Below are 24,487 nucleotides of genomic sequence, written 5' to 3'. Positions count from 1 at the left end.
CGATGCAATACGAATCGGGTTGAGTCCTTCTGACGCAACTTTCAGCTCCCTGGGTTGACGCGCCTCCAGTCCGGAGTAAGGTTGAGTCCATCGGACGCAAGTCCGCAGACTTCCGCACCACGCGCCGCAACCGGCGCACCCCGACAGAAGGAGCACCACACATGGGACGTGCAGTAGGCATCGACCTCGGAACCACCAACTCCGTCGTCTCGGTCCTCGAAGGTGGCGAGCCCACCGTCATCGCGAACGCCGAGGGCATGCGCACCACGCCGTCGATCGTCGCGTTCACCAAGGACGGCGAGGTCCTCGTCGGCGAGACCGCGAAGCGGCAGGCGGTCACGAACGTCGACCGCACCATCGCGAGCGTCAAGCGCCACATCGGCACCGACTGGAAGGTCGAGATCGACGGCAAGCAGTACACGCCGCAGGAGATCTCGGCCCGCACCCTGGGCAAGCTCAAGCGCGACGCCGAGCAGTACCTCGGTGAAGACGTCACGGACGCGGTCATCACCGTGCCGGCGTACTTCAACGACGCCGAGCGCCAGGCCACGAAGGACGCCGGTGAGATCGCCGGCCTCAACGTCCTCCGCATCATCAACGAGCCGACCGCTGCCGCGCTGGCGTACGGCCTCGACAAGGGCAAGGAAGACGAGCTCATCCTGGTCTTCGACCTCGGTGGCGGCACGTTCGACGTCTCCCTGCTCGAGGTGGGCAAGGACGACGACTTCTCCACGATCCAGGTCCGTGCGACCGCGGGCGACAACCGCCTCGGTGGCGACGACTGGGACCAGCGGATCGTCGACTGGCTCATCAAGAAGTTCAAGGACGAGCACGGAGTCGACCTCTCGACCGACAAGATCGCGAAGCAGCGCCTCAAGGAAGCCGCTGAGCAGGCGAAGAAGGAGCTCTCGTCGCAGATGTCGGCGAACATCCAGCTCCCCTACCTGACGCTCACGGCCGATGGCCCGCTGAACCTCGACGAGACCCTGTCGCGCGCGCAGTTCGAGCAGATGACCTCCGACCTGCTCGACCGCACGAAGAAGCCGTTCAACGACGTCATCAAGGAAGCGGGTGTGTCGGTCAACGACATCGCGCACGTGGTGCTCGTCGGTGGTTCGACCCGCATGCCCGCCGTGGCCGAGGTCGTCAAGTCCCTGACGGGCGGCAAGCAGCCGAACCAGGGCGTCAACCCGGACGAGGTCGTCGCCGTCGGCGCGGCGCTGCAGGCCGGTGTCCTGAAGGGCGAGCGCAAGGACGTCCTCCTCATCGACGTCACGCCGCTGTCGCTCGGCATCGAGACCAAGGGCGGCCTGATGACGAAGCTCATCGACCGCAACACCGCGATCCCGACCAAGCGGAGCGAGACCTTCACGACCGCCGACGACAACCAGCCGTCGGTCGCGATCCAGGTCTTCCAGGGCGAGCGCGAGTTCACCCGGGACAACAAGCCGCTCGGCACCTTCGAGCTGACCGGCATCGCACCGGCTCCCCGTGGCGTCCCGCAGGTCGAGGTCACGTTCGACATCGACGCCAATGGCATCGTGCACGTGTCCGCGAAGGACAAGGGCACCGGCAAGGAGCAGTCGATGGTCATCTCCGGCGGCTCGTCCCTGCCGAAGGAGGACATCGAGCGCATGGTCCGCGAGGCCGAGGAGCACGCGGCCGAGGACAAGGCCCGTCGTGAGGCGAACGAGCGTCGCAACCAGGCCGAGCAGCTCGTCTACTCGATCGAGAAGCTCATCAAGGAGAACGACGAGAAGCTCCCCGCGGACGTCAAGTCCGAGGTGCAGGCCGACGTCGACTCCCTCAAGTCCGCACTCGCGGGCGAGGACGAGGATGCCGTGAAGTCGGCCTTCGACAAGCTCAACGAGTCGCAGGGCAAGCTCGGTCAGGCGATCTACTCGCAGCAGGACGCCGGCGCTGGCGCAGCCGGCGCTGACGGAGCCGCCGCCGGCGACCAGGGCCAGCAGGACGACGAGGACATCGTCGACGCCGAGGTCGTGGACGACGAGGACGACAAGGACAAGAAGTAACGATGACGGATCCCAAGGACAACGTGCCGAACGAGGACGAACCCCAGGTCGAGGGCGACGCCACCAACGCACAGCAGCCCGAGGACCTCATCGAGGCCGAGGGGCCGGACGTCGAAGTCCCGACGGACGGCCCCGCCGGCGGGGCCGGCGACCTCTCCCCTGAGGACGAGGCACTGCTGGCGGACGCCGCGCGCGGGATGGCGGAGGACAAGCTGTCCGACGCCGACCGCGACCTCGTGGCCGAGATGCGGGCGGACATGCTCCGTGCACAGGCCGAGCTGGTGAACTTCCGGAAGCGCGTCGAGCGCGACCGTGAGGCCAACCGCGAGGTCGCCATTGCCGAGGTGGTGCGTGCACTCCTGCCGGCGCTCGACGACCTCACCCGGGCCGAGGCCCACGGTGACCTCGCCGAGGGCCCCATGCAGCTCATCGCCCAGAAGATCCGCGGCGGGTTCGACCGGTTCAAGCTCGTGCAGATCGGCGAGAAGGGCGAGTCCTTCGACCCGAACATCCACGAAGCCATCGTGCAGCTCCCCACCCCGGGCGCCACCGGCCAGACCGTGGCGGACGTCGTCGAGCCGGGCTACAAGCTCGGTGAGCGCGTCCTCCGTGCGGCCAAGGTCGCGGTGGCGGTCCCGGCCTGATCCGCGACAGGAGGTAGGTGATCCATGGCCAGTCAGGACTGGTTCGACAAGGACTTCTACAAGGTCCTCGGGGTCTCCAAGGACGCCTCCGACGCCGAGCTGAAGAAGACGTACCGCAAGCTCGCGCGGCAGTACCACCCGGACTCCAACCCGGGTGATGCTGCTGCCGAGAACCGCTTCAAGGAGATCAGCGAGGCCTACTCGGTGCTCTCCGACAAGGAGCAGCGCCAGGAGTACGACCAGGTCCGTGCCATGGGCTCGGGCGCCCGCTTCACGGCGGGTGGCCCGGGCCAGGGCGGCGGCTTCGAGGACGTCTTCGGTGGCATGTTCGGCCAGGGCGGGGGCGGACAGCGCGTCCGCTTCGGCCAGGGCGGAACAGGCGGCGCGGGCGGCTTCGAGGACATCCTCGGCGGTATGTTCGGCGGTGGCGGCGGCTTCGGCCAGTCCACCGGCGGCTACCGCGGCTTCGGCGGGCCCACGAAGGGCCGGGACGTCACCGCGACGACGACGCTCGACTTCACGACCGCGATCGCCGGAGACACCGTCAAGCTGTCGCAGGGCAACGGCCGGCCGGTGAACGTCCGCATCCCGGCGGGCGTCGCCGACGGCCAGAAGATCCGGTTGCGCGGGCGTGGGGAACCCTCGCCCGACGGCGGTGAGGCCGGTGACCTCGTGGTCACGGTCACCGTCCGGAAGCACCCGGTCTTCGAGCGCGACGGGCAGAACCTCCGGCTGGACGTCCCCGTGACGTTCGTGGAGGCTGCGCTCGGTGCCACGATCGAGGTCCCGACGCTCGGCGGTTCCACCGTCAAGCTGAAGGTCGCGCCCGGCACGCCGTCGGGTCGCGTCCTCCGCGTCAAGGGCCGCGGCGTCGCGACCAAGAACGGGACGGGCGACCTGCTCGCCACCGTCCAGGTCGCGGTGCCGTCACACCTGTCGGACAAGCAGCGGGAGGCCGTCGAGGCCCTCGCCGAGACCCTGCCCGACGAGAACCCCCGCGAGGACCTCCTCGCGAAGGCGCGCAGCTAGTCGGCTGCTCGCCCGAAAAGCCGGCCTGGGCCCACGCCGCCGGTACCCGCCCGTCGCGAAGCGGCGGGCGGGCCGTGCCGGTGGGGAGAGGCGCGGCGCGGCTCCGTCAGGAACGCGCGCCGCGCCTCCAGGCTGGTTCCAGGACCACATGCAGGACGGAAGGAGCGCTCGATGACCGACATGGACGAGAACTCGCCCGTCTTCGCGATCGCGATGGCGGCGGAGCTCGCCGAGATGCACCCGCAGACGCTGCGGCAGTACGACCGGCTCGGCCTGGTCGTCCCGGGGCGCACCCGCGGCGGCTCGCGTCGGTACTCGATGCGTGACATCGCGCAGCTGCGCGAGATCGCACGGCTCGGTTCCGAGGGCGTCTCGCTCGAGGGCATCCGGCGCGTGCTTGAGCTCGAGAACGAGAACCGGGCGCTGCGTGCCCGGGTGAACGAGCTCGAGACTGCGCTCGCCGACCAGCTCATCAACCGGCCGGGCGCCCGGGTGTTCGCGGCGACCGCGACCGGGGCGGCGATCTCGCTCAAGGCCGGGTCCCGGCCGCAGCGGAACACGCAGATCGTGCTGTACCGCGGGCCGCGCTGAACACAGAAGACCCCCGCCGCAGTGCGACGGGGGTCCTCCACGGGAGCGGTCAGGCTGCCGGGATCGTGAAGAGCGGTGAGGTGACGGTCCTGCCCGCCTTCTCGATCTCGAGCTTGAAGGAGAACTCCTTCGCTCCCTTCGACACGACGCGATCGAACACCCAGCGGCCGTAGCCGTCGATGGTGAACGGACCGCCCGCGACGATCTCCGTGCCCCATGCGTTGAGCACCCGATAGGTGGCGCCCGGGGTCGCCGTACCGACGAACGTGTTCTCCTCGCCGGCACGGACCGACGTCGTCGTCACGCGGACCTCGTGGAGCGTGTCAGCGGGGATCGTGAACACCCGGGACGTCTCGGTCTTGCCGAACGCCGTCTGGCGGACGGCGAACCGGAACTCGGTGCTCCCGGTGGGGACCACGTGCTCGAACGTCCAGCGGCCGTCGGGCCCGACCAGGAACGGACCGCCCGGAACGATGACCGTGCCGCTTCCGTCGACGACCTCGAAGGTCGCACCCGGCGTGGCAGTCCCACCGAAGCGGTTCGATGCGTCAGGGGTGACCGTCGTCGGCTCGGTGACGCTCACCGGCGAGAGCTGCGGCTGCTCGAACGTCACGGGGGTGGCGCCTGTCGCGTCGAAGGCGCCCTGCGGCGCAGAGCCCACCGCGGTCATCCGGAACGAGCCGTTGCCCGACGCCGATTCCGAGGCGCGAACGGTGATGCCGAACCGGAGCTCCGTGCCCGCCCGCAGCGTCCAGTCGGATCGAGTCGGCACCCAGTCGAAGGTTGCGGTTCTGCCGTCGGTGGACACGCTGCCGTTGTGCAGGTCGTCCGAGGCGAACGGCGTCCACGCGCCCGAGGGCGACGTGCGGTACTCGCCCCGGATCGTCGACGGCACATCGGCGAAGGTCGACCCAGCGGGAGCGCTGAGCTGCACGGTCGCGCGACTCAGCGGTGTCGTAACGTCGGCGAGCGCACGGAGGTGCCCGTACACCGTGGCGACGGAGCCGGCCACGACGGTCGTGTTCGCACCGGAGACGCCGGCGAGCAGGTTCCGTTCGCGGAACGTCACCGAGACCGACACCTGGTCGCGGTACGTCTCGCCGACGTACTGCTGGAACGTCAGCGTGCTCGTGCCGACGGGAAGACCGTTGACGGCTGTCGACCAGTTGCCGTTCCGGTCAGCGGCCGCGACCACCACGCCACCGCGACGGATCGTGGCGGTCGGCGTAGCCGTGCCGACGATCGTCACCGAACGTAATTCGTCGTCCTGACCGTACAGACGGGCGGTGATCGGACGGGCCGTGTACGGGCGGGTGACCACGCCGAGTGAGGTGGAGCCGTTCGTGTACCAGCCGTACCCGAAGATGTCTCGGGCATAGGTGTGGACGTGCCCCGTGCGCGAGGTCCCCTCCTGCCAGTCACCCCACCGGATGAAGTAGCCGTTCGTCGTCGACTTCTCCTTCTCGTCGATGCCGGGGAAGTGGATCCACGACGAGCAAGACTTCACACCGGAGCACCGCGGGGTCGCGTACACGGTGAAGCCGGACTCGCTCGTCGTCACTCGAACGTTCACGGGAACGCTCATCGAGACGCGTGCCTCGTGCGGGGCCACCTCGTCGTCGGCCACCGCTTCCGCGGGATCCCGCTCGATCGAGGTCGAATCATCTGCCCGCCCGTGCTGTTCATCCGCCGCGGCAGGCGCAGCACCGGTCGCGAGCGCCGTGACGGCGAGGACGACGAGGACGACAGCGACGATTGGCTTTCGGGCAGCGGCACTCCGGACGGTCATCGGGTGCTCGCCGGCAGCTCGAACAGTTTGGTCGTGTAGGTCGAACCGTCGAGGGTGATCCGGAGCTTGAAACTGAACGTGAGTACCCCGGCCGAGACGTCCCGGTCGAAGGACCAGGTGCCGTCGTCTCCGATCGTCTGCGTGCCCGGGACGATCTGGTTGCCGGAGGCGTTGAGCACCTCGTAGGTGGCACCTGCGGGACCAGTTCCCTCGAACGTGTTGGACATGCCCGGAAGGACGGTCTCCGTGGACACGATGACAGGGGTGACGCCCTCGTTCGCGTCGATCACGAAGAGCGGCGACGTCTCGGTCTGTCCGTCCTTCGACTGCCGGATCTTGAACTGGAAGTTCCGCGCACCCGTCGACACGACCCGTTCGAACTCCCAGTGTCCATCGTCGCTCACAGACAGCGGACCTGGAACGATCGGCGTGTTGGAAACGTTCAGCACCTCGTAGGTCGCACCGGGCTCGGCAGTGCCGTGGAACCGGTTCGGGAGACCTGGCGTGACGAGTGCGGGTCCGCTGAGCTGGACCGGGGTGAGCTTGCCGGTCTCACCCGGGTTGACGGTGACCGTCGTGGTCGTCGTGTTCGCACCGCGGGACTTCTGGACCACCCGCAGCACGTGTTCTGCGCGGTCGAGGTCGTCGGTCGTGAGCGTCCAACGGCCGTTCGGCGCGACCCCGTCACGGCTCCGTCCGACCAGCCGATCACCGGCGTCGGTGACCTCGTGGACCTCGACCGCCGCGCCGGGCTCCCCCGTGCCGGACATCTCGAGTGAACCGCCCGTGTGTACGGCGCCGTCCTGCGGCGCGTCCACCGATACCGCCGAACCGTAGTCCACGGCGCTGCTGACGTCGTGGGCGCCGTCGCGCAGGCCGCTGAGGAACTGGGCGGCGATCACTTGGTACTCGCCACCGGCGTTCGGCGCCGGGATGTTCGTGCTCCAGGCGCCCGTGGTCTGGTTCGCCGTCGCGGCGGTGCCGATCTGGTGTCCGTCGCCATCGAAGAGCTTCACCGTGGCACCCGGGTGGCCGCGCCCGGCGGCGGTCACCGGGAGGTCGCGCTCCGCAGCGAACGTCGCAGTGAAGGTGAGGGGCTCGGCGAGGAGCTCCGCGGTGAGGGTCGCCGTGCCGGTCTGCTGACCGCCCTCGACCTGCTCGAGCGCGATCGTGTTCGGACCGAACGCGAGGTCGCTCACCTGGCCTTCCCACTCGCCGGTTGCGCGGATGCTCACCCGCTGCGTCCCGTTGATGACGACCGTCGCACCTGGGGTACCGCGCCCCGAGACGTCTGCCATGCGCGCGAGCGCATTGACTCCGTCGACCCGCGCACTGAAGTCGGGGATGAAATCTCCGATCGTCGGGACGCGGTCAGCGATGGACTTCGCCTGCAGACGCATGACGTCGTCATTGTTGTACAGCCCGAGGAATCCGTCGTTGTGCACCGACTGCAGGCCGGTTCCGATGGGGTTGTTCGACGTCGCGTTCGACGCCTGCCTGAACTGCTGTGCCGAATTCGCTGCATCGCATCGCTCGAGGGTGACCGAGGAACCGGGACCGGCGGTGGCCGACTGGGCAGTCAGACAGAGGTCCGGGTGCGTCGCCGGTCGGACGGGAGTGACCGAACCCGCGGCAGGAAGGTACCAGCGCACCGCCGTCGCACGTGCTGCCGCGAGCGTGAGCGCGCGGTTCGCCGGGACGTGCGCGCCCTCTGCTCCCGTAGCCGGGGCTGCCGGGGCGCTGAAGGTGGCCGCGCCCTGGAAGGAGGAGGTCTCGGTCACGAGCGGGCCGACGATCTGGGCTTCGGAGTCGCCTCGGGCTCCCTCGCCCGCTGCGGCGGGGCCTGAGGTCAGGGCGGTGGCGGCGACGGTGACGAGCGCAGCGGCAGCGCTCACGCTCCGGAGCCGTGGCGGTTCGCGATGTTTCTGCATGAAGTTCCTTTCCATGAACACCGGAAACATATCAAATACCCACCCGCAATCAATGCCGATCCTCCGCGATACTCCGTGGCGCCATATGGCGTCAGTTGATTGTGAATATGAAATGCACACCGCTTGTTGTTCGTGGAACACGACATGTAGGCTCACGAGCGGTCGATGGGAGGCGCATGGAGCAACGGCAGCGTGTGACGCGCAGGGCGTTCGTTACGGCCGGGATGACGCTCGGCGTGGTCGCGGTCGGCGCGGCAGCCGTACCGACGAGGGTGCACGTGCAAGGTGACGCGCTGCAGAGTCGGCTCGACGCCGTTCCGTCTGGCGGTACCCTCCTGATCGACTCGAACTGGGTGCGGTCCGAACCGTTGCGCGTGACCAGGCCTGTGGTCATCCGATTCTCCGAGGGGGGTGCCATCCGGATGACGACGACCGAGGACGCAATCGTCGTCACTGCGTCCGAGGTCTCGATCGTCGACCCGGACGTCTCGGGAGCCGGGGCGGACGGTGGCGGACTCGGACGTGGCGTGGTGTTCCTCGGAACGCCAGGGGCACCGATCCGATCGGCGTCGGTGATCGGGGGCCGGCTGCGGGACCTGCCCCACGACGGAGTCCACCTCGCGTACTGCGACGGGTTCGACGTGAGCCGCACGGAGATCACGCGCACCGGCTACAGCGGAGTGCTCGTCATCGGAGGCGTCGATGGTGTCGTACAGGACTGCGTGATCTCCGACATCCGCCAGCCTGCCGGGCGCGTGAACTCCTACGGCATCTCGATCTCCCGCGATGCGACACAGGATGTCTCCATCACGCGCCGGTCCGCGCGGGTCCGGGTGCTCCGGAACCGCGTCTCGGACGTGCCGGCATGGGAAGGCATCGACACCCATGCCGGTGATCAGGTGGAGATCCGGGACAACGTGGTGTCCGGGTGCCGCGTGGGCATCGCTGCCGTACCGAGCAAGGACCCCGGAGACCGCACGGAAACGGCCGCAGCGCCGCTCCGTCTCGTGGTGGAGGGGAACGAGATCACGAAGGCCCCCGGAGCGCAGCCCGGTCCGGGGATCGTCGTGAGCGGCGCCGGAACGACCGTCGGCTCCTCGCGGGAACGGGCAACCGGAACGGTCGGGGCCAACACGGTCCGTGGCGGGGGAGGCGGTGCCGATGAAGGGGCGATCCTCGTCAAGCTGAGCCGTGGGTTCGTCGTGCGTGACAACGTGATCGTCGACAGCGGGACCGCCGCCGTCGCACTGCCGCACTCGAACGACGGCATCGAGGTGTCCGGCAACACCGTCCGGAACGTGAGCGGGAGCGGCATGGGAGTGAACGTCATCGACGGAGCGAACTCCGGTGCGATCACGGGGAACCGGTTCGAGCCGAGCTCGCCGACGCTCCGCGTCGCCGTGCGGTTCGGGCCCCTGCCCAGCGCCTTCACGGTGCGGCAGAACAGCTACGGTACGGCCACCGTCCAGGTGGCTCCGGGCGGAGCGACCATCTCTTCGTGATCACTCGGGCGCGCCAGGCTCGGTAGCCTGTCCGCGTGAGCCCCTTCGACTTCGCCGAGCAGTTCCGGCGGAACGACGACCGGGGGGAGCCCGACCTCATCGCGATCGACGGCACGGACCGGTTCATCCTCGATGAGGCCCCACACGTGCACGGCGACGCACTCCGGCAGCCCGGCGAGGTCGCCGTCGTCGACGACCGCTACGGGGTGCTCACGCTCGGCGCGATCACTCTCCACGGTGCATCGGACGTGCGCGTCGTGCAGGATTCCCTCGTCGGCGTGCGGGCGCTCGAAGCCAACGCCGGCACCTTCGGTCGCCGGGGCTTCCACCACCCGGACACGCTCGAGCAGGCATTCCGTGACACGCGCCTCGTGCTGCTCCGCCTGCCGAAGTCGAACGACCGGCTCGACGAGATCAGCCGTGCGGTCGCCCGGTACGCAGCGCCCGACGTCGTCCTGCTCTGCGGCGGGGTGATGAAGCACATGTCGCTCTCCCAGAACGATGTGTTGCGCCGGTACTTCGGCGAGGTCACCGCATCTCGGGGACGGGGCAAGTCGCGGCTGCTCATCGCCCAGGATCCACTCCGGGCATCCGCGACGCGGGCTGACGCGACGAATCCCTGGCCGCGGTCCGTGCACGTCGACGAACTCGGCATGACGTTGGTCGCACACGGCGGAGTCTTCGCCGGGACGTCGCTCGACCTCGGCACGAGGGTGCTGCTCGACGTGGTGGACGGCGCCGTGACCGATGCCCGGACAGCTGTGGACCTCGGCTGCGGCAACGGGGTGATCGCGACCGCGATGGCACTCCGCCGCCCCGCGCTCCAGGTGCTCGCGACCGACGTGTCCCAGATCGCCGTGCTGTCCACGCGCGCGACCGCGGCGGCGAACGGTGTTGCCGATCGCGTGCAGACCACACGGGCCGACGCCGGCGACGAGTTGCCGGAGGGGTCTGCCCAACTCGTCCTCTGCAACCCGCCGTTCCACGTGGACACCACCGTGACCACGGACGCGGCCGAGGCGATGTTCCGGAACGCGGCCACGATCCTCCAGTCCGGCGGTGAACTGTGGTGTGTCTGGAACTCGCACCTGCGGTACCGCCCGGTCCTCGAACGGCTCGTCGGGCCGACCCGGCAGATCGCGCGAACGGCGAAGTTCACCGTCACCGCTTCTCGGAGCGTATGCTGATGTGCAATATGTAGCCTCCTCCTGCTTCACGAGAGGAGACCCCTGTTGCCCACGAACGTCTCGCGCCGCACGCTGCTGGCCGCAAGCACCGCCGCGCTGTCTCTGGCTGTCACGGGACTCGGAGCCCGAGGCGACGTCCGGACGGGGCCAGCCGGAACCGATCTCCAGGACCAGCTTCACGCGCTGCCCGACTACGGGATCATCACCATCCGCGACCACTGGGTTCGGAGTCGCTCCCTGCGGGTGACCCGTCCGGTGACCATCCGCTTCGACGGGGGATCCATCAGGATGACCACCGATGAGGATGCCCTCCGGGTCACCGCTTCACACGTGTGGGTGGACCGGCCTGTGATCACCGGTGCCGGGGCGACGACCGGCGGGACCGGGCGGGGCATCGCGTTCCTCGGAACGCCGGAGCGCCCGCTTGGTCGCGGCATGGTCACCGGGGGAGAGCTGCGGGAGCTGCCCCACGACGGTGTCTACATCGCGTACTACGACGACTTCGACGTCACGGGCGTCCGCATCTCCCGGACCGGCTACAGCGGCGTGATGACGACCGGCGCGCGGAACGGGATGATCCAGGACAACCGGATCGAGGACATCCTGCAGCCGGCCGGCAGGCCGAACTCCTACGGCATCGCGCTCGGTCGTGACGCCACCCGGGACATGTCGATCGCGCGCCGCTCCTCCGGGATCCGTGTCCTCCGCAACCACGTCGAGAACGTCCGGAACTGGGAGGGCATCGACACGCACGCTGGACAGGACATCGAGATCCGCGGGAACACGGTCATCGGTTGCCGAGTCGGCATCGCCGCGGTGCCGAGCAAGGATCCGGCCGACCGCATGGAAACGCTCGGGGCACCGCGCGACGTCCTCATCGAGGAGAACGACGTGGTGCGCGATCTCGACCTGGAACCGGGTGCCGGGATCATCATGAGCGGAGCCGGTACCACCGTCGGGTCGACGCGGGAGCGCGCCCGGGGATCGATCTCCTCGAACACCGTCCGCGGCGGCGCCGGGAGCTCCGGCGAGGGTGCGATCGTCGTCAAGCTCTCCGAGGACACGACCGTTTCCGGGAACACGATCGTCGAGAGCATCATGAGTGCCATCGCGCTCCCGCACTCGAACAGCAGGATCGCGATCCACGACAACGTGGTGGAGGGGGTGTCGGGAACCAGTGTCGGCATCAACGTCGTCCACGGGGTCAATGACGGAGCGATCATCGGCAACCGGTTCCGAGCCACTGATCCCCGCCTCCGCGTGGCCGTGCGGTTCGGGAGCGCGCCGAACGTCTTCACGGTGCGCGAGAACGAGTTCAACGATGCGATGGTGCAGGTCGCTCGGGGTGGTGCGACCGTCTCGGAGTGAACGACCGGGGCGGCCGCGCTCCGGCGCGGTCGCCGCCTCCATCGTCCCGCTGACTAGGCGGGGACGTAGTCGAACGTGTCCGGGTCCGGACCCGTCCGGTGGCCCTTGTCGAGACCCGTGATGTCCGTGATGTCCTCCGCCGACAGCTCGAAGTCGAAGATCTGGAAGTTCTCCTCCACCCGGGCGCGGGTGACCGACTTGGGGAACACGATGTCGCCGCGCTGGATGTGCCAACGGAGGACGACCTGCGCCGGCGTCTTGTCGTGCGCACGTGCGATGCGCGTGATCGTCTCGTCGTCCAGCACGAGGCCCTGTGCGATCGGGGACCAGGCCTCCGTGGCGATGCCCAGCTCCCGGTTGTGGGCACGGAGGGCGTCCTGTTCGAGGTACGGGTGTACCTCGATCTGGTTCACGGCCGGGGTGATCGTGGCCTCGTCGCGGAGACGGTTGAGGTGGTGCGCCTGGAAGTTGCTCACGCCGATGCTCCGCGCGGTGCCGGCGTGGTAGAGCTCTTCGAAGGCCTTCCATGTCGGGACGAAGTCCGAGACGGTGGGCAGCGGCCAGTGGATGAGGAACAGGTCGGTGTAGCCGCCGAGTAGGTCGGCCGACTTCTTGCCGTTCTCGGTGGCGAGCGCCGGGTCGTGGAAGCCGTTGTTGAGCTTCGAGGTGACGAAGACCTCCTCACGCGGGATCCCGGACTCGGCGATGGCCTCGCCGACCTCCTTCTCGTTGCCGTACATCTCGGCGGTGTCGATGTGGCGGTAGCCGACCTCGAGTGCGGTCAGCGTCGCTGCCTTCGTGTCCTCGGGCTTGATCTGGAAGACGCCGAACCCGAGCTGCGGGATGGTCTTGCCGTCGTTCAGGGTGATGTTCGGAACGGTCATGGTCCGAGTCAACCAAAGGATGACCGGCGAACATTCCACGGCTTTTTGATCCGGTGATGGTGATGGACTTGCGGTTAGTATTCATATGTCACATACTAATACGGACAACCAACCCGTTCCTGGAGGTACTCGTGCGCCGATCTACTCGGAGCCTCTCGCTCTTGCCCGCCGGGGCGGCCGCTCTGGTCGGCTCGCTCGTCGTCGGAGATGTCGCCCTCGCGGCTGGCGCCTCCGCGCCTGAACCGTCGTCTGTTCGCACTGAAGGTGACACGATCACCGGCCCGCTGCAGAACTCGAAGAAGTCGACCTACCTCGCCGTCAGTGGTTCAAGCTGGCGCGACACCGTCGCGAAGCCGGGCGTGGTGACGTACCCGGCGCCGGGAGCACTCGCAACAGTGGTCGTCGACGGCACTTGTGTCCCTGTTAGCCAATCGCCTACTGCGCCATCTCTCTCACACATCCCGGTTGCAGACGGGAGCGGTTGCTTGCAGTTCCGTGCGGAGGTCACGAATGAGGGGTTCTTCACCTTCCGCGTTGAACACTCGGGTGCACCGGCGGATCGTCACTATCTCGGTGACGCCAGCAAGGGTGGCGTTCAGGACCTCATCGCCACCTCGGTCGACGTTGTGTATGCAATTCCGGAGGAGCCGGCGGCGGAGACGTCGCTCCTCGTCGAGGTCGCAGACCGAGACGAGGACGGCATGATCACCGCCGGTGACACGGCGCGCTGGTCCGCGACCATCGGAAACTCGGGCAACGTGCGCCTCCGGGACATCGAGATCGAACTGTCGAACGACGTCGACATCGCCTGTGACCCCGCGATGGTCGACGCTGGCGGGGAGATCACCTGCGAGTCCGAGCAGACCTTGACGCAGGCCGACATCGATGACGGTGAGCTTGAAGCCACTCTGATCGGGTCGGCGCGGACGCCTCGGGACGTCGCCTTTGAGCTTCCCGATGCCTCGGCGTCGTCGAAGATCACGGCGAAGGCCGAGGGCACGACCGTGACTTCGGCCACGGGTTCCGTCCCCACCGCGGGGTCGAAAGTCTCCGTGACGACGACGCTCCGTAACGACGGAAATGTCACGCTGTCCGACCTCGTGGCGATGGTCGGCGGGCGGGAGCGTGCCTGCGGTGCCGATGAGCTGGCTCCGGGAGCTTCGACGGACTGCTCGTTCGAGCACATCGTGTCCCAGGACGAGTTCGACTCGGGGCAGATCGTGTTCCAGAGCGCTGCGACCGGCACAGCCCCGTCGGGTGCCGCAGTCACGTTGGCTGCATCACAAGCCACTGTCGACTTCGAGCGGCAGGGCGCGGTGTCCGCAGTGCTCTCGCCGGTCGTGGACGGCGAGCCGGGGGTCGGCGACGAGATCGGTTTGGCGCTGACGATCACGAACGACGGCAACGCCTCGGTCCGAGCCCTCGCCGTCGAACTCGACAAGCAGGGCCTCGCGGCGGAATGTGACGTCCCATCGCTGGCGCCCGGCGCCTCGATCGAGTGTGACGTGACGAGTTCGTACAAGGTGACCCAGGCGGATGTCGACGCGGGCTCGGTCGGCTTCACCGCGACGGTCACCGGCGTGGACTCCGCTGCGAACGCGGTCAGTGCCGAGGCGCGGGCGACTCAGGGGACCGAGGTGCAGGCACCTGCGGTGGGCGTGACGTTGTCGCCCACCCTCAACGTTGCCGGCAAGACTCCGGCGGCGGGTGACGAGGTCGCCCTCGTGCTGTCGGTGAAGAACACCGGCAATGTCACGCTGACTGAAGTCGCTGGGGCGATCGCGGATCGTGAAGGTTTCCTGGCAGAGTGCCCGACTGGCCCGTTGGCGCCGGGGGCGACCGTCGACTGCATGCTGCCGCCGTACGAGCTGACGCAGGACGACGTCGACAACGGCGCGATCGAGTTCGATGCGGACGTGACCGCGACGGGACCGAAGGACCAGAAGGTCGCGGGTGCCGATTCGGCATCGGTGACCGTCGACCGTCAGCACGGAGTGGTCGCGGTGGCCACGGCGGCGCTCACGAACGATGACGATGCGCCGAAGGCTGGCGACAAGGTGTCGCTCGACGTCGCAGTGCGGAACTCCGGCAACGTGACGCTGCGGGAACTCGCCGCTGAGGTCGGCGGTCGTGAGCTGGACGTCGAATGTGCTGAGGGTGTGCTCGCTCCGGGAGCCGAGGTGACGTGTGCGATCGCCGACCACGTGCTCACGCAGGCCGAGATCGACGCGGGCGAGGTCGGGTTCGAGGTCACGGTGACCGCCGCGGCACCGGGCGGCCGGACGGCGAGTGCGTCGGACGATGTGTCGGTGGAGCTTGCTCGGGTGCCGGCGATCGAGATGAGCGCGACGAGCGTCCTCGACGCGAACGAGCACGAGGTGCCGCTGGTCGGTGACACCGCGACGGTCGAGATGACGATCCGCAACACGGGCAACGTGACCGTGACCGGTGTTCGCGGTCAGGTCGCTGACCGGGACGGCCTCGAGGTCGACTGCCCGTCGGACGAGCTCGCTCCGGGTGAGGAAGTCACGTGCGTGGTCTCCGAGTACACGCTGACCCAGGGCGACGTCGACGCCGGCGGAGTCCGGTTCGACGTGACGAGTGCTGCGACGGGTGCGAACCGTGAGCGGGTCGAGGCTACGGCCGACACGACGCTGACGATCGTCCGGGCTCCCGCGATCGAGACGACCGCGACGGCCGAGCTCGACGAGACCGCCGCCGAGCACACGTTCGCCGGTGACACTGCGACGGTTCGCCTCACGATCGAGAACACCGGCAACGTGACTGTTCGTGACCTCGCCGGTTCGGTCGAGGGCCGTGACGGCATGGTCGTGACCTGCGCCACGAAGTCGCTCGCGCCGGGCAAGTCCGCGGACTGCACGCTGTCGAAGTACGTACTCACACAGGGCGACATCGACGCGGGCAAGGTCGACTTCGCGGTCACGGCGACCGCGGTCGGTGCGAACGGTCAGTCGGTGACGGCTGACGCGAAGACCGGAGCGGGCATCGAGCAGGCTCCCGCGGTCGAGGCCGTCGTGGTCGCGCACCTTGCCGAGTCCGACTCCGAGTCCGAGTCCGAGCACGGTGCTCCGCGCGCCGGTGACCGGGTCGCGGTGAGCGTCCGGGCGACGAACACGGGCAACGTGACGCTGACGAACACCCGCGCCGAGGTCATCGAGCTGGCGGACCTGTCGGCAGAGTGCATCGCCGAGGGCGTGGCACCGGGGAAGTCGATCGAGTGCGTCGTGCCGGAGTACGTCCTGACGCAGGGCGACATCGACCACGGCCAGGTCACGGTCGCAGCGGTCCTGGACGCGGACGGCCCCGGCGGTGACACGGTGAACGACCGTGACGAGGTCCGGGTCGGGCTGAATGCCAAGAGCGTGCTCGACGTCACGTCCGAGCCGATGGTCCAGGACAGCGAGGGTGACATGGTCGTCCTCGACGGGGACCGCGCTCTGCGCCCGGGAGACAAGGTCTGGGTGCGGTATTCGGTGGCGAACACGGGCAACCTCGTGGTGAACGCCGTGCAGCACATGGAGGACATGCCGGCGGTGGACGTCGAGCAGGCGATCCTGCAGCCGGGTGAGCGCACGACGGCGATGACCACGGATGCGCACACCGTCACGGAGGCCGAAGCGGCCGAGGGTACCGTCGTGATGCTCGGGCAGGTCAAGGGCCAGGTCGCGCGTGCTGATGGCGACTCCACCTCGCAGGGTGAGGCCACCACCGGTCAGACCGGTGCCGAGTCGGAGTCCGAGAACACGGTCACCGCGCTCGACACGGAGACGACCGAGCCGGTCGCCACGACGAACAAGCCGGTGTGGGTGTTCTCCACCGAGGTCCGGACCACCGTCAAGGCCGAGCCGGCTCCGATCGAACTCGCGTTCACCGGGTCCGAGATCACGCAGGTCGTCCTGCCGGCGGGCATCGTCCTGCTCCTGGCTGGCGCAGTGCTGCTGATCTGGATCCAGCGTCGCCGCAAGGACGACGAACAGGGCCGCCACCGCGCCTGACCCGCGGCGGCGAAACAGGAACACCCCCGCTTCCGACCCCATCGGGAGCGGGGGTGTTCCGCTACGCGAGCGCGGCGGTGATGTACGCGAGCAGCGCCTGACCGTAGGCGTCCGCAGCGTCGACCGACGTGAAGGAACGGGAGTGCCCATCGATCGTCGCCACCACCGTGAACCCCGCCGACAGCGACTCGAACGCCGGTCCGAGCAGCTCTCGCAGCTGGTCCTCCCGTGGCAGCCACAGCGACTCGGACGCCGACACGGAATCGAGCGCCCACTCGGTCGTCCCGTTGAACCCGAGCACGGTGCCGCTGGGGTAGTCGTGCCGCTCGACGGTCATCTCCGACACGGTGTACACGTCGTCGTCGACGCCGGGCTTGTCGATGACGAACCGGTCGCCGGTCGCGGGGTGCCAACGAAGGCCGGCATCGCGCAGGGAGCGGGCGAGAGCAGTGGTGATCACGCCTCCCACCCTGCACGAACCCGCAAAGCCTGTCACCGAGCACGAGCCACATAGGTTGCGGAAAGCAAGCCGTACTAGCATCGCGGAGCACCCCAACGCGCGATCGCACCAGCGTTCCGCGCGCGCGACGCGACGACGCCCGGGCAACCGGTGCCGCGCCTCCAGGCCGAAGGACCGACCTCGAGGCGGGCCGCCGGCCGGCGTCCCGACCGAGGTGGGCACCAACCCGTCCGCCCAGAGAAGGACCCGCATGACCCTCGAACGCGAGGAACTCCGCGACGACTGGACCGTGACGATCGCCGGGGACGCCCTGCCGGCGGGGGCGCCGGACGGTATCGCGGGCCGGACGATCCCGGCGACGGTTCCGGGCCAGGTGCACACCGACCTGCAGCGCGAGGGGCTGCTGGCCGATCCGACGTTCGACCGGAACGAGGACGCCGGCAAGTGGGTCGGACGGGCCGACTGGTCGTACCAGCGCACGGTCGACGTCGACCCGAGGGGCTTCGAGCGCGTCGACCTCGTGTGCGACGGACTCGACACCGTCGCGGAGCTCAGCCTCGACGGCGTCGTGGTGGGCACCACGCGCAACATGCACCGTCGCTACCGCTTCGACGCCCGGGACAGCACCGGTGGCCTCGGACGGGGGAGCAAGACGCTCGAGATCCTGTTCGAGTCGCCCTACCGCGAGGCCGGACGCGTGGCGGCGAAGGCCGGGAGCATGCCCGGGCCCTACGACGAACCCTTCCCGTACGTGCGCAAGATGGCGTCGAACTTCGGGTGGGACTGGGGTCTCACGGCGGTGACGAGCGGGCCGTGGCGTCCGGTGGCGATCGAGCGCTGGTCGACCGCGCGGCTCCGCGAGGTCCGGCCGCTGGTCGACGTCGAGGCCGGCGAGGGCGTGCTCGACGCGCACATCACCGTCGAGCGGTCCGGGATGAACGACCTCGACCAGGACGGCGAGGACGACGACCTGGTCCTCGTGGTGACGGTGAGCGGTCACGACACCAAGCAGCGTTCTCGTGCCCAACTGACACCGAAGGACGACGAGACCGTGGTCACCGTGCGGGTGCCGGAGGTGCAGCGGTGGTGGCCGCGCGGCTACGGCGCGCAAGACCTGTACGACGTCGTCGTCGAGCTGCAGACCGTCGACGGCGAAGTGCTGGACCGTCAGACGTCCCGCACGGGGTTCCGCTCGACCCGGATCGACACGACCGCGGACCGCATCGGCAAGCCGTTCGACATCCACGTCAACGGCACCCTCATCGACGTGCGCGGGGTGAACTGGATCCCCGACGACGTCATCGTCTCCCGGGTCTCTCGAGCCGGCGTCACGTCGCGTCTCAACGCTGCCGTCGACCTCAACGCGAACCTCGTGCGCGTCTGGGGCGGCGGGGTCTACGAGTCGAACGACTTCTACGAGGTGTGCGACGAACTCGGGCTGCTCGTCTGGCAGGACTTCCCGTTCGCGTGCTCGGCCTACCCCGAGACCGAGCCGATCCGCAGTGAGGTCATCGCCGAGGCCCGCGACAACGTCGCCCGGCTCGCGCGCCACCCCTCGCTCGTGCTGTGGAACGGCAACAACGAGAACATCTGGCTGCACGACGTGGACGGCTGGGCCGACGAGCTCGGGGACCGCGGGTGGGGACTCGACTACTACCTCGACCTGCTGCCGACGATCGTGGACGCGGTCGACCCGTCGCGCTTCTACACGGTGGCCTCGCCGTGGTCGGGGTCCGAGTCGCTGTTCGCGAACGACGTCGACCACGAGACGCACCACTCGTGGGACGTCTGGAACCGGCTGTCCGACGACCACTACCGCGACTCGGTGCCGCGGTTCGTGTCCGAGTTCGGCTGGCAGGCGCCGCCGGCGTGGCGCACGCTGCGCGACGCCGTCACCGACGAGCCGTTGCGCGTCGACTCCCCGGGCGTCGTCCACCACCAGAAGGCGGCGGACGGGATGGCGAAGCTCGCGCGCGGACTCGAGCCGCGGTTCGGCTCCGTGGACGACGCCGACCTCGACCGCTGGCACTACCTCACCCAGCTGCAGCAGACGCGCGCCATCGCGACGGGTGTCGAGCACTGGCGGACGCACTGGCCCCGGAACACCGGCGTCGTCGTGTGGCAGCTCAACGACCTGTGGCCGGTTTCGTCGTGGTCGGCGATCGACTCGGCGGGGCGGCTGAAGCCGCTCGCGCACGAGCTGCGCCGCCTCTACGACGACGTGCTGCTGACGATCCGACCGGTCACCTCGTTCAGTGCGTCGGTCGAGCGGACTGGAGGCGCGGATCACCCTGCGTCGTCGGCCTCCGGGACCGAGACGGCTGACCTGGGTGACCTGGCGGACACGCTGTCGCTCGGGGTGTCGCCGGGAGCGTTCGGCAACGCTCCGATCGAGGTCGCCGTCCGGTCCACCCGCGCCGGCCATGACAGCGTCGTACGCGTGCGGCGGATCACGCTCGAGGGCGCCGTGCTGGCCGAGGTCACGCTGCCGGTCCACCTGTCCGGGGCCGGGGTCGCCGTGGTGGCCCTGCCCGAGTCCGTCGGCGTGGTCGACGACCCGACGAACGAACTCGTCGTGGCGGACATGGACTGGCGTCGCGCCGTGTGGACCCCGGCGCCCGACAAGGACCTGCGCTGGACCCCGGCACGGTACCGGACGGAGACGACCCCGGTCACGGACGAGTCGGGCACGGTCATCGGCGTGGACCTGGTGGTCGAGGCCGAGACGCTCGTGCGCGATCTGCTCGTCCAGCCGGACCGGATCGCCGAGAACGGTGCCGTCGATCGCGGGTTCATGACCCTGCTGCCAGGGGAGCGAGTGCCGTTCCGGGTGCTCGGCGTGACGCCGGAGGACGTTCCGGCGCTGGCTGAGGAGCCCGTGATGTGGAGCCTCGACCGGCTGTTCACCCGCTGAGTCTGTGCGAACGGTGTCCGTTCCCGCGGCCGGCCTGGGATTCCCGGGCTGGCCGAGTTACCATGGGGACTCAACGGACTTCCGCCGCACGCGTCGACGACGACACCAGGACGGCGACCAGTTCCAGATCAAGGAGTCATGATGCTCGGAAACCTCGGCGGCGTTCACCTGCTGATCATCCTCGGGATCGTCATCCTGCTGTTCGGCGCGACCAAGCTCCCGGCTCTCGCGAAGGGCCTCGGGCAGTCGATCAACATCTTCAAGAAGGAGATGGGCGACAGCGACAAGAAGCCGAACGGCACCGACGCCGGCGTCCAGAACACGACCGTGCAGAGCACCGGCACCGAGCCGACGGCGCAGCCGGTCGTCAACCCGGGCCCCTCGGTCCAGCCCCACTCGGACTCCCGCAACTAGGACCCAGCCCCGTCCTGTCGGCAGCCCCCGCGACCCGTCCGGTCCCGGGGGCTTCGCCATGCGTGCCGGAGGGCGCAGGATGAGCACATGACGATCCCGTCCGTGCCTGCGGCCGCGGCACCGCTCCGTGACGATCGTCGGGTCGTGCTGGTCGTGGCGATCCTGTCGTCGTTCGTGGTGGGGCTGGACTCGAGCGTCGTGAACGTGGCGCTGCCCGCCGTCCGGGACGAGCTCGGCGGAGGTCTCGTCGTCCAGCAGTGGACCGTCGACGCCTACCTCGTGACCCTCGGTTCGCTCATCCTCGTGGCCGGGAGCCTGTCCGACCTGTTCGGTCGGGTCCGGATCGTCACGTGGGGGCTCGTCGTGTTCGGGCTCGCCTCGGTCGCGTGCGCGGTCGCTCCGACGGGCGAGGTGCTCGTCGTGGCCCGGGCGCTCCAGGGTGTGGGCGGTGCGCTGGTCACCCCGAGTGCACTCGCCCTCATCGTCGCGGCCTTCCGCGGAGCGGCGCAGGCGAAGGCGATCGGCGCGTGGACGGCGTGGTCGAGCGCGTCGACGATCCTCGGCCCGGTGGTCGGTGGGCTCGTCGTCGACGGCATCGGGTGGCGCTGGATCTTCGTGCTGACGGCGGTGCCGATCGCGGTGACGATCCCGCTCGTGCGGCGGATCTCGTCCGAGGTCCGGGTGGGGCCGCGGGCGCGGGTGGACGTCGTCGGTGCGGTGCTCGCCGTGGTCGGCGTCGGTGGGGTGGTCCTCGGGCTGATCGAGCAGGAGCGGCTGGGGTGGGGTGCGCCGGTCGTCGTCGCCGCGCTGGTCGTCGGCGGTGCGGCGCTCGTGGCGTTCGTGCCGTGGGAACGTCGGACGGCGGCGCCGCTCGTGCCGCTCGAGCTCTTCCGGGCGCGGAACTTCACCGTCGGGAACCTCGCGACCCTGTCGATCTACGGTGCGCTCGGGATGGTCTTCTTCGTGGTGACGCTGTTCCTGCAGGAGGTCTGGCGCTTCCCCGCCTGGGTCGCCGGCATCGCGACGCTGCCCCCGACGGTGATGCTCCTGCTCCTCTCGACCACGGTCGGGGCCGTCGCCGGGCGATGGGGTCCGCGGTGGTTCATGGCGGCGGGTCCGGCGATCGCAGCCGTCGGCGCGCTCCTGATGCTCGTCGCCGGTGACGAGCCGGTCGGCTACTGGTGGTCGGTGCTGCCCGGACTGGTGCTGATCGGTGTCGGCCTCGCCCTCATGGTGACGCCCCTCACGAGTGCAGTCCTGGGGTCGGTGCCGCAGTCGGAGGCGGGGGCCGGTTCAGCCGTGAACAACGCGATCGCCAGGATCGCCGGCCTCGTGATGGTGGCGCTCGCGGGTGTCGTCCTCGGGGGCGGGGTGGGAGTGGCGGGGCTGCACCGCGCGATGGTGGTGATGGCGCTCCTGCTGCTCGCCGGTGCGGCCGTGAGCGCCCTCGGGATCCGGAACGCACGAGCGGAATACGGTGCTGCCAGCGCAAGTTGAGTGGAGTAGACTCAACTACAGGACCAACGCAACGAAAGGACGGAACGCATGGCGAACCTCCAGGGCGCTCCTGACTCGCAGGAGGAGCAGAAGACCGCCCTCGAGCAGTACGGCGTCGACCTCACCGCGATCGCCCGCAGCGGCAAGCTGGACCCGGTGATCGGGCGCGACGCCGAGATCCGGCGCGTCTCCCAGGTGCTGACGCGCCGCACCAAGAACAACCCCGTGCTCATCGGGGAGCCCGGCGTCGGCAAGACCGCCGTCGTCGAGGGACTCGCCCAGCGCATCATCGCGGGTGACGTCGCCGACTCCCTCAAGGACAAGCGGCTCGTGTCGCTCGACATGTCCGCCCTCATCGCCGGCGCGAAGTACCGCGGCGAGTTCGAGGAGCGGCTCAAGGCCGTGCTCAAGGAGATCAACGACTCCGACGGGCAGGTCATCACCTTCATCGACGAGCTGCACACGCTCATGGGCGCCGGCGGGGGCGAAGGTTCCGTCGCCGCGTCCAACATGCTCAAGCCGATGCTCGCCCGCGGTGAGCTCCGGCTCATCGGGGCGACGACGCTCGACGAGTACCGCGAGTACATCGAGAAGGACGCCGCGCTCGAACGGCGCTTCCAGCAGGTCTTCGTCGGGGAGCCCAGCGTCGAGGACACTGTGGCGATCCTCCGTGGCCTCAAGGAGCGGTACGAGGCGCACCACAAGGTGACGATCAACGACACCGCCCTCGTCGCGGCGGCCAGCCTGAGCAACCGGTACATCTCCGGGCGCCAGCTGCCCGACAAGGCGATCGACCTCATCGACGAGGCGGCGAGCCGGCTCCGCATGGAGATCGACTCCAGCCCGGTCGAGATCGACGAACTCAAGCGCACCGTGGACCGGTTGCGCGTCGAGGAGTTCGCGCTGAAGCAGGAGAAGGACGAGGCCTCGAAGGCACGGCTGGAGACCCTCCGCGCCGAACTTGCGAGCCGTCAGACCCTGCTCGACGAACTCGAACAGCGCTGGCAGGCCGAACGGGCGAACCTCAACCGCATCGGTGAGCTGAAGCAGCAGCTCGACGACCTCAACATGCGCTCCCAGCGCGCGCAGCGTGAGGCGGACTACGAGCTGGTCTCCCGTATCGAGTACAGCGAGAAGCCGCGGATCGAGGCCGAACTCGCCGCCGCCGAGCAGGCCGAGCAGGCCGACCGGATGGTGAACGACAGCGTCACCGACGAGGACATCGCCGCCGTCATCGCGCAGTGGACGGGCATCCCGATGGGGCGCCTGCTGCAGGGCGAGACCGAGAAGCTCCTGCACCTCGAGAACGAGCTCGGCCGGCGGATCATCGGGCAGCGCAGTGCCGTCACGACCGTGTCCGAGGCCGTCCGCCGCACCCGCGCGGGCATCTCCGACCCGGACCGGCCGACGGGCTCGTTCCTGTTCCTCGGCCCGACCGGCGTCGGCAAGACCGAGCTGGCCAAGGCGCTCGCCGAGTTCCTGTTCGACGACGAGAAGGCCCTCGTCCGCATCGACATGAGCGAGTACGGCGAGAAGCACTCGGTCGCACGGCTCATCGGGGCCCCGCCCGGGTACGTCGGGTACGAGGCCGGTGGGCAGCTCACCGAGACCGTCCGGCGTCGCCCGTACTCCGTGGTGCTGCTCGACGAGATCGAGAAGGCGCACCCCGAGGTCTTCGACGTGCTGCTGCAGGTCCTCGACGACGGGCGCCTCACTGACGGGCAGGGCCGGACCGTGGACTTCCGGAACACGATCCTCATCCTGACGTCGAACCTCGGGTCGCAGTTCATGACCGACCAGTCGCTGAGCAGCGTCCAGCGTGAAGAGGCGGTCCGGGAGCTCGTCCAGCAGGCCTTCCGGCCGGAGTTCATCAACCGGCTCGACGACATCGTGGTGTTCGAGGCGCTGACGGAGGAGGACCTCGGCCAGATCGTCTCGCTGTACGTCGACCGGCTCGCCCGTCGACTGACGGACCGTCGGCTCGAGCTGGCGGTCACCCCGGACGCCCGGGCCTGGCTCGCCGAGCGCGGCTACGACCCGGTGTACGGCGCCCGTCCGCTGCGCCGGCTCATGCAGCGGCAGATCGACGACCGGCTCGCCAGGGCCATCCTGGCGGGCGACGTGCGGGACGGTGACACGGTCCGCGTCGACGTCGCCGCGAGCGGCGACGACTTGACGGTCGAGCCGTTCGAGCTGGCGGAGATCGTCGAGGAGTAGCCCCTTCTGGA

General features: G+C 69.1%; 16 protein-coding genes. 12 read left to right on the top strand and 4 right to left on the bottom strand.

What is annotated here, in order from left to right; all coding sequences use genetic code 11:
• The first annotated feature begins 161 nt into the window (after positions 1–161).
• The 4 genes from dnaK to HP507_RS10775 all read left to right on the top strand — a co-directional run bounded on the left by dnaK (position 162) and on the right by HP507_RS10775 (position 4,297).
• Positions 162–2,033, top strand: coding sequence for a molecular chaperone DnaK (gene dnaK, locus HP507_RS10790; RefSeq protein ID WP_175351791.1), 1,872 nt, complete (start codon positions 162–164; stop codon positions 2,031–2,033).
• A gap of 2 nt (positions 2,034–2,035) precedes the next feature.
• Positions 2,036–2,677 carry a nucleotide exchange factor GrpE gene (locus HP507_RS10785; RefSeq protein ID WP_175351790.1) on the top strand — a complete coding sequence of 214 codons (642 nt, stop codon included), beginning with the start codon at positions 2,036–2,038 and terminating at the stop codon, positions 2,675–2,677.
• Positions 2,678–2,701: 24 nt separating this feature from the next.
• The gene (locus HP507_RS10780) at positions 2,702–3,706 is read left to right on the top strand and encodes a DnaJ C-terminal domain-containing protein (RefSeq protein WP_175351789.1); all 1,005 of its coding nucleotides are present in this window, start codon (positions 2,702–2,704) and stop codon (positions 3,704–3,706) included.
• Between the two features lie 180 nt (positions 3,707–3,886).
• Positions 3,887–4,297, top strand: a complete 411-nt coding sequence (locus HP507_RS10775; protein WP_175351836.1) for a heat shock protein transcriptional repressor HspR — start codon at positions 3,887–3,889, stop codon at positions 4,295–4,297.
• 49 nt (positions 4,298–4,346) lie between these two features.
• On the opposite strand, the gene HP507_RS10770 is transcribed toward HP507_RS10775, so the two are convergent.
• Both HP507_RS10770 and HP507_RS10765 read right to left on the bottom strand, forming a co-directional pair.
• Positions 4,347–6,086, bottom strand: coding sequence for a hypothetical protein (locus HP507_RS10770; RefSeq protein WP_175351788.1), 1,740 nt, complete (start codon positions 6,084–6,086; stop codon positions 4,347–4,349).
• Positions 6,083–8,017, bottom strand: coding sequence for an RICIN domain-containing protein (locus tag HP507_RS10765; protein WP_175351787.1), 1,935 nt, complete (start codon positions 8,015–8,017; stop codon positions 6,083–6,085). The genes HP507_RS10770 and HP507_RS10765 overlap by 4 nt, the downstream gene beginning before the upstream one ends.
• 422 nt (positions 8,018–8,439) lie before the next feature.
• Here HP507_RS10765 and HP507_RS10760 point away from each other — a divergent pair, with 422 nt between their 5' ends.
• The 3 genes from HP507_RS10760 (at position 8,440) to HP507_RS10750 (ending at position 12,074) form a co-directional block, all read left to right on the top strand.
• Positions 8,440–9,519 (top strand): right-handed parallel beta-helix repeat-containing protein, encoded by a 1,080-nt coding sequence (locus HP507_RS10760; RefSeq protein ID WP_175351786.1) that lies wholly within the window; start codon positions 8,440–8,442, stop codon positions 9,517–9,519.
• A gap of 35 nt (positions 9,520–9,554) precedes the next feature.
• The gene (locus tag HP507_RS10755; RefSeq protein ID WP_175351785.1) at positions 9,555–10,706 is read left to right on the top strand and encodes a class I SAM-dependent methyltransferase; all 1,152 of its coding nucleotides are present in this window, start codon (positions 9,555–9,557) and stop codon (positions 10,704–10,706) included.
• Between the two features lie 288 nt (positions 10,707–10,994).
• On the top strand, positions 10,995–12,074 hold the full coding sequence (locus tag HP507_RS10750) for a right-handed parallel beta-helix repeat-containing protein (protein ID WP_175351784.1): 1,080 nt from the start codon (positions 10,995–10,997) through the stop codon (positions 12,072–12,074).
• Between the two features lie 53 nt (positions 12,075–12,127).
• On the opposite strand, the gene HP507_RS10745 is transcribed toward HP507_RS10750, so the two are convergent.
• On the bottom strand, positions 12,128–12,958 hold the full coding sequence (locus HP507_RS10745; protein ID WP_175351783.1) for an aldo/keto reductase: 831 nt from the start codon (positions 12,956–12,958) through the stop codon (positions 12,128–12,130).
• A gap of 701 nt (positions 12,959–13,659) precedes the next feature.
• On the opposite strand from HP507_RS10745, the gene HP507_RS10740 reads away from it, so the two are divergent.
• The gene (locus HP507_RS10740) at positions 13,660–16,974 is read left to right on the top strand and encodes a DUF7507 domain-containing protein (RefSeq protein ID WP_175351782.1); all 3,315 of its coding nucleotides are present in this window, start codon (positions 13,660–13,662) and stop codon (positions 16,972–16,974) included.
• A gap of 61 nt (positions 16,975–17,035) precedes the next feature.
• Here HP507_RS10740 and HP507_RS10735 read toward each other — a convergent pair whose 3' ends face one another.
• Positions 17,036–17,434, bottom strand: a complete 399-nt coding sequence (locus tag HP507_RS10735) for a pilus assembly protein CpaE (RefSeq protein ID WP_175351781.1) — start codon at positions 17,432–17,434, stop codon at positions 17,036–17,038.
• Positions 17,435–17,684: 250 nt separating this feature from the next.
• Between HP507_RS10735 and HP507_RS10730 the strand changes: the two genes are divergently transcribed.
• The 4 genes from HP507_RS10730 to HP507_RS10715 all read left to right on the top strand — a co-directional run bounded on the left by HP507_RS10730 (position 17,685) and on the right by HP507_RS10715 (position 24,476).
• On the top strand, positions 17,685–20,348 hold the full coding sequence (locus HP507_RS10730; RefSeq protein ID WP_175351780.1) for a glycoside hydrolase family 2 protein: 2,664 nt from the start codon (positions 17,685–17,687) through the stop codon (positions 20,346–20,348).
• Positions 20,349–20,486: 138 nt separating this feature from the next.
• Positions 20,487–20,762, top strand: a complete 276-nt coding sequence (tatA, locus tag HP507_RS10725) for a twin-arginine translocase TatA/TatE family subunit (RefSeq protein ID WP_376985038.1) — start codon at positions 20,487–20,489, stop codon at positions 20,760–20,762.
• A gap of 87 nt (positions 20,763–20,849) precedes the next feature.
• Positions 20,850–22,259: an MFS transporter gene (locus HP507_RS10720; protein ID WP_175351779.1), complete on the top strand. Its 1,410-nt coding sequence runs from the start codon at positions 20,850–20,852 to the stop codon at positions 22,257–22,259.
• A gap of 48 nt (positions 22,260–22,307) precedes the next feature.
• Complete coding sequence (locus HP507_RS10715) at positions 22,308–24,476, top strand: ATP-dependent Clp protease ATP-binding subunit (protein WP_175351778.1); 2,169 nt, start codon at positions 22,308–22,310, stop codon at positions 24,474–24,476.
• Positions 24,477–24,487 lie beyond the last annotated feature (11 nt).

The sequence above is a fragment of the Curtobacterium pusillum genome (assembly GCF_013359865.1).
GTDB classification, from domain to species: Bacteria; Actinomycetota; Actinomycetes; order Actinomycetales; family Microbacteriaceae; genus Curtobacterium; species Curtobacterium pusillum.
This window is presented reverse-complemented; position numbering and strand designations above follow the sequence as displayed.

Coding starts and splice junctions, on each gene's coding strand:
- HP507_RS10740 (WP_175351782.1), top strand. CDS start 13,660: ATGATCACCGCCGGTGACACGGCGCGCTGGTCCGCGACCATCGGAAAC.
- HP507_RS10765 (WP_175351787.1), bottom strand. CDS start 8,017: ATGCAGAAACATCGCGAACCGCCACGGCTCCGGAGCGTGAGCGCTGCC.
- HP507_RS10785 (WP_175351790.1), top strand. CDS start 2,036: ATGACGGATCCCAAGGACAACGTGCCGAACGAGGACGAACCCCAGGTC.
- HP507_RS10750 (WP_175351784.1), top strand. CDS start 10,995: ATGACCACCGATGAGGATGCCCTCCGGGTCACCGCTTCACACGTGTGG.
- HP507_RS10780 (WP_175351789.1), top strand. CDS start 2,702: ATGGCCAGTCAGGACTGGTTCGACAAGGACTTCTACAAGGTCCTCGGG.
- tatA (WP_376985038.1), top strand. CDS start 20,487: ATGATGCTCGGAAACCTCGGCGGCGTTCACCTGCTGATCATCCTCGGG.
- HP507_RS10745 (WP_175351783.1), bottom strand. CDS start 12,958: ATGACCGTTCCGAACATCACCCTGAACGACGGCAAGACCATCCCGCAG.
- HP507_RS10760 (WP_175351786.1), top strand. CDS start 8,440: ATGACGACGACCGAGGACGCAATCGTCGTCACTGCGTCCGAGGTCTCG.
- dnaK (WP_175351791.1), top strand. CDS start 162: ATGGGACGTGCAGTAGGCATCGACCTCGGAACCACCAACTCCGTCGTC.
- HP507_RS10720 (WP_175351779.1), top strand. CDS start 20,850: ATGACGATCCCGTCCGTGCCTGCGGCCGCGGCACCGCTCCGTGACGAT.
- HP507_RS10715 (WP_175351778.1), top strand. CDS start 22,308: ATGGCGAACCTCCAGGGCGCTCCTGACTCGCAGGAGGAGCAGAAGACC.
- HP507_RS10770 (WP_175351788.1), bottom strand. CDS start 6,086: ATGACCGTCCGGAGTGCCGCTGCCCGAAAGCCAATCGTCGCTGTCGTC.
- HP507_RS10775 (WP_175351836.1), top strand. CDS start 3,887: ATGGACGAGAACTCGCCCGTCTTCGCGATCGCGATGGCGGCGGAGCTC.
- HP507_RS10730 (WP_175351780.1), top strand. CDS start 17,685: ATGACCCTCGAACGCGAGGAACTCCGCGACGACTGGACCGTGACGATC.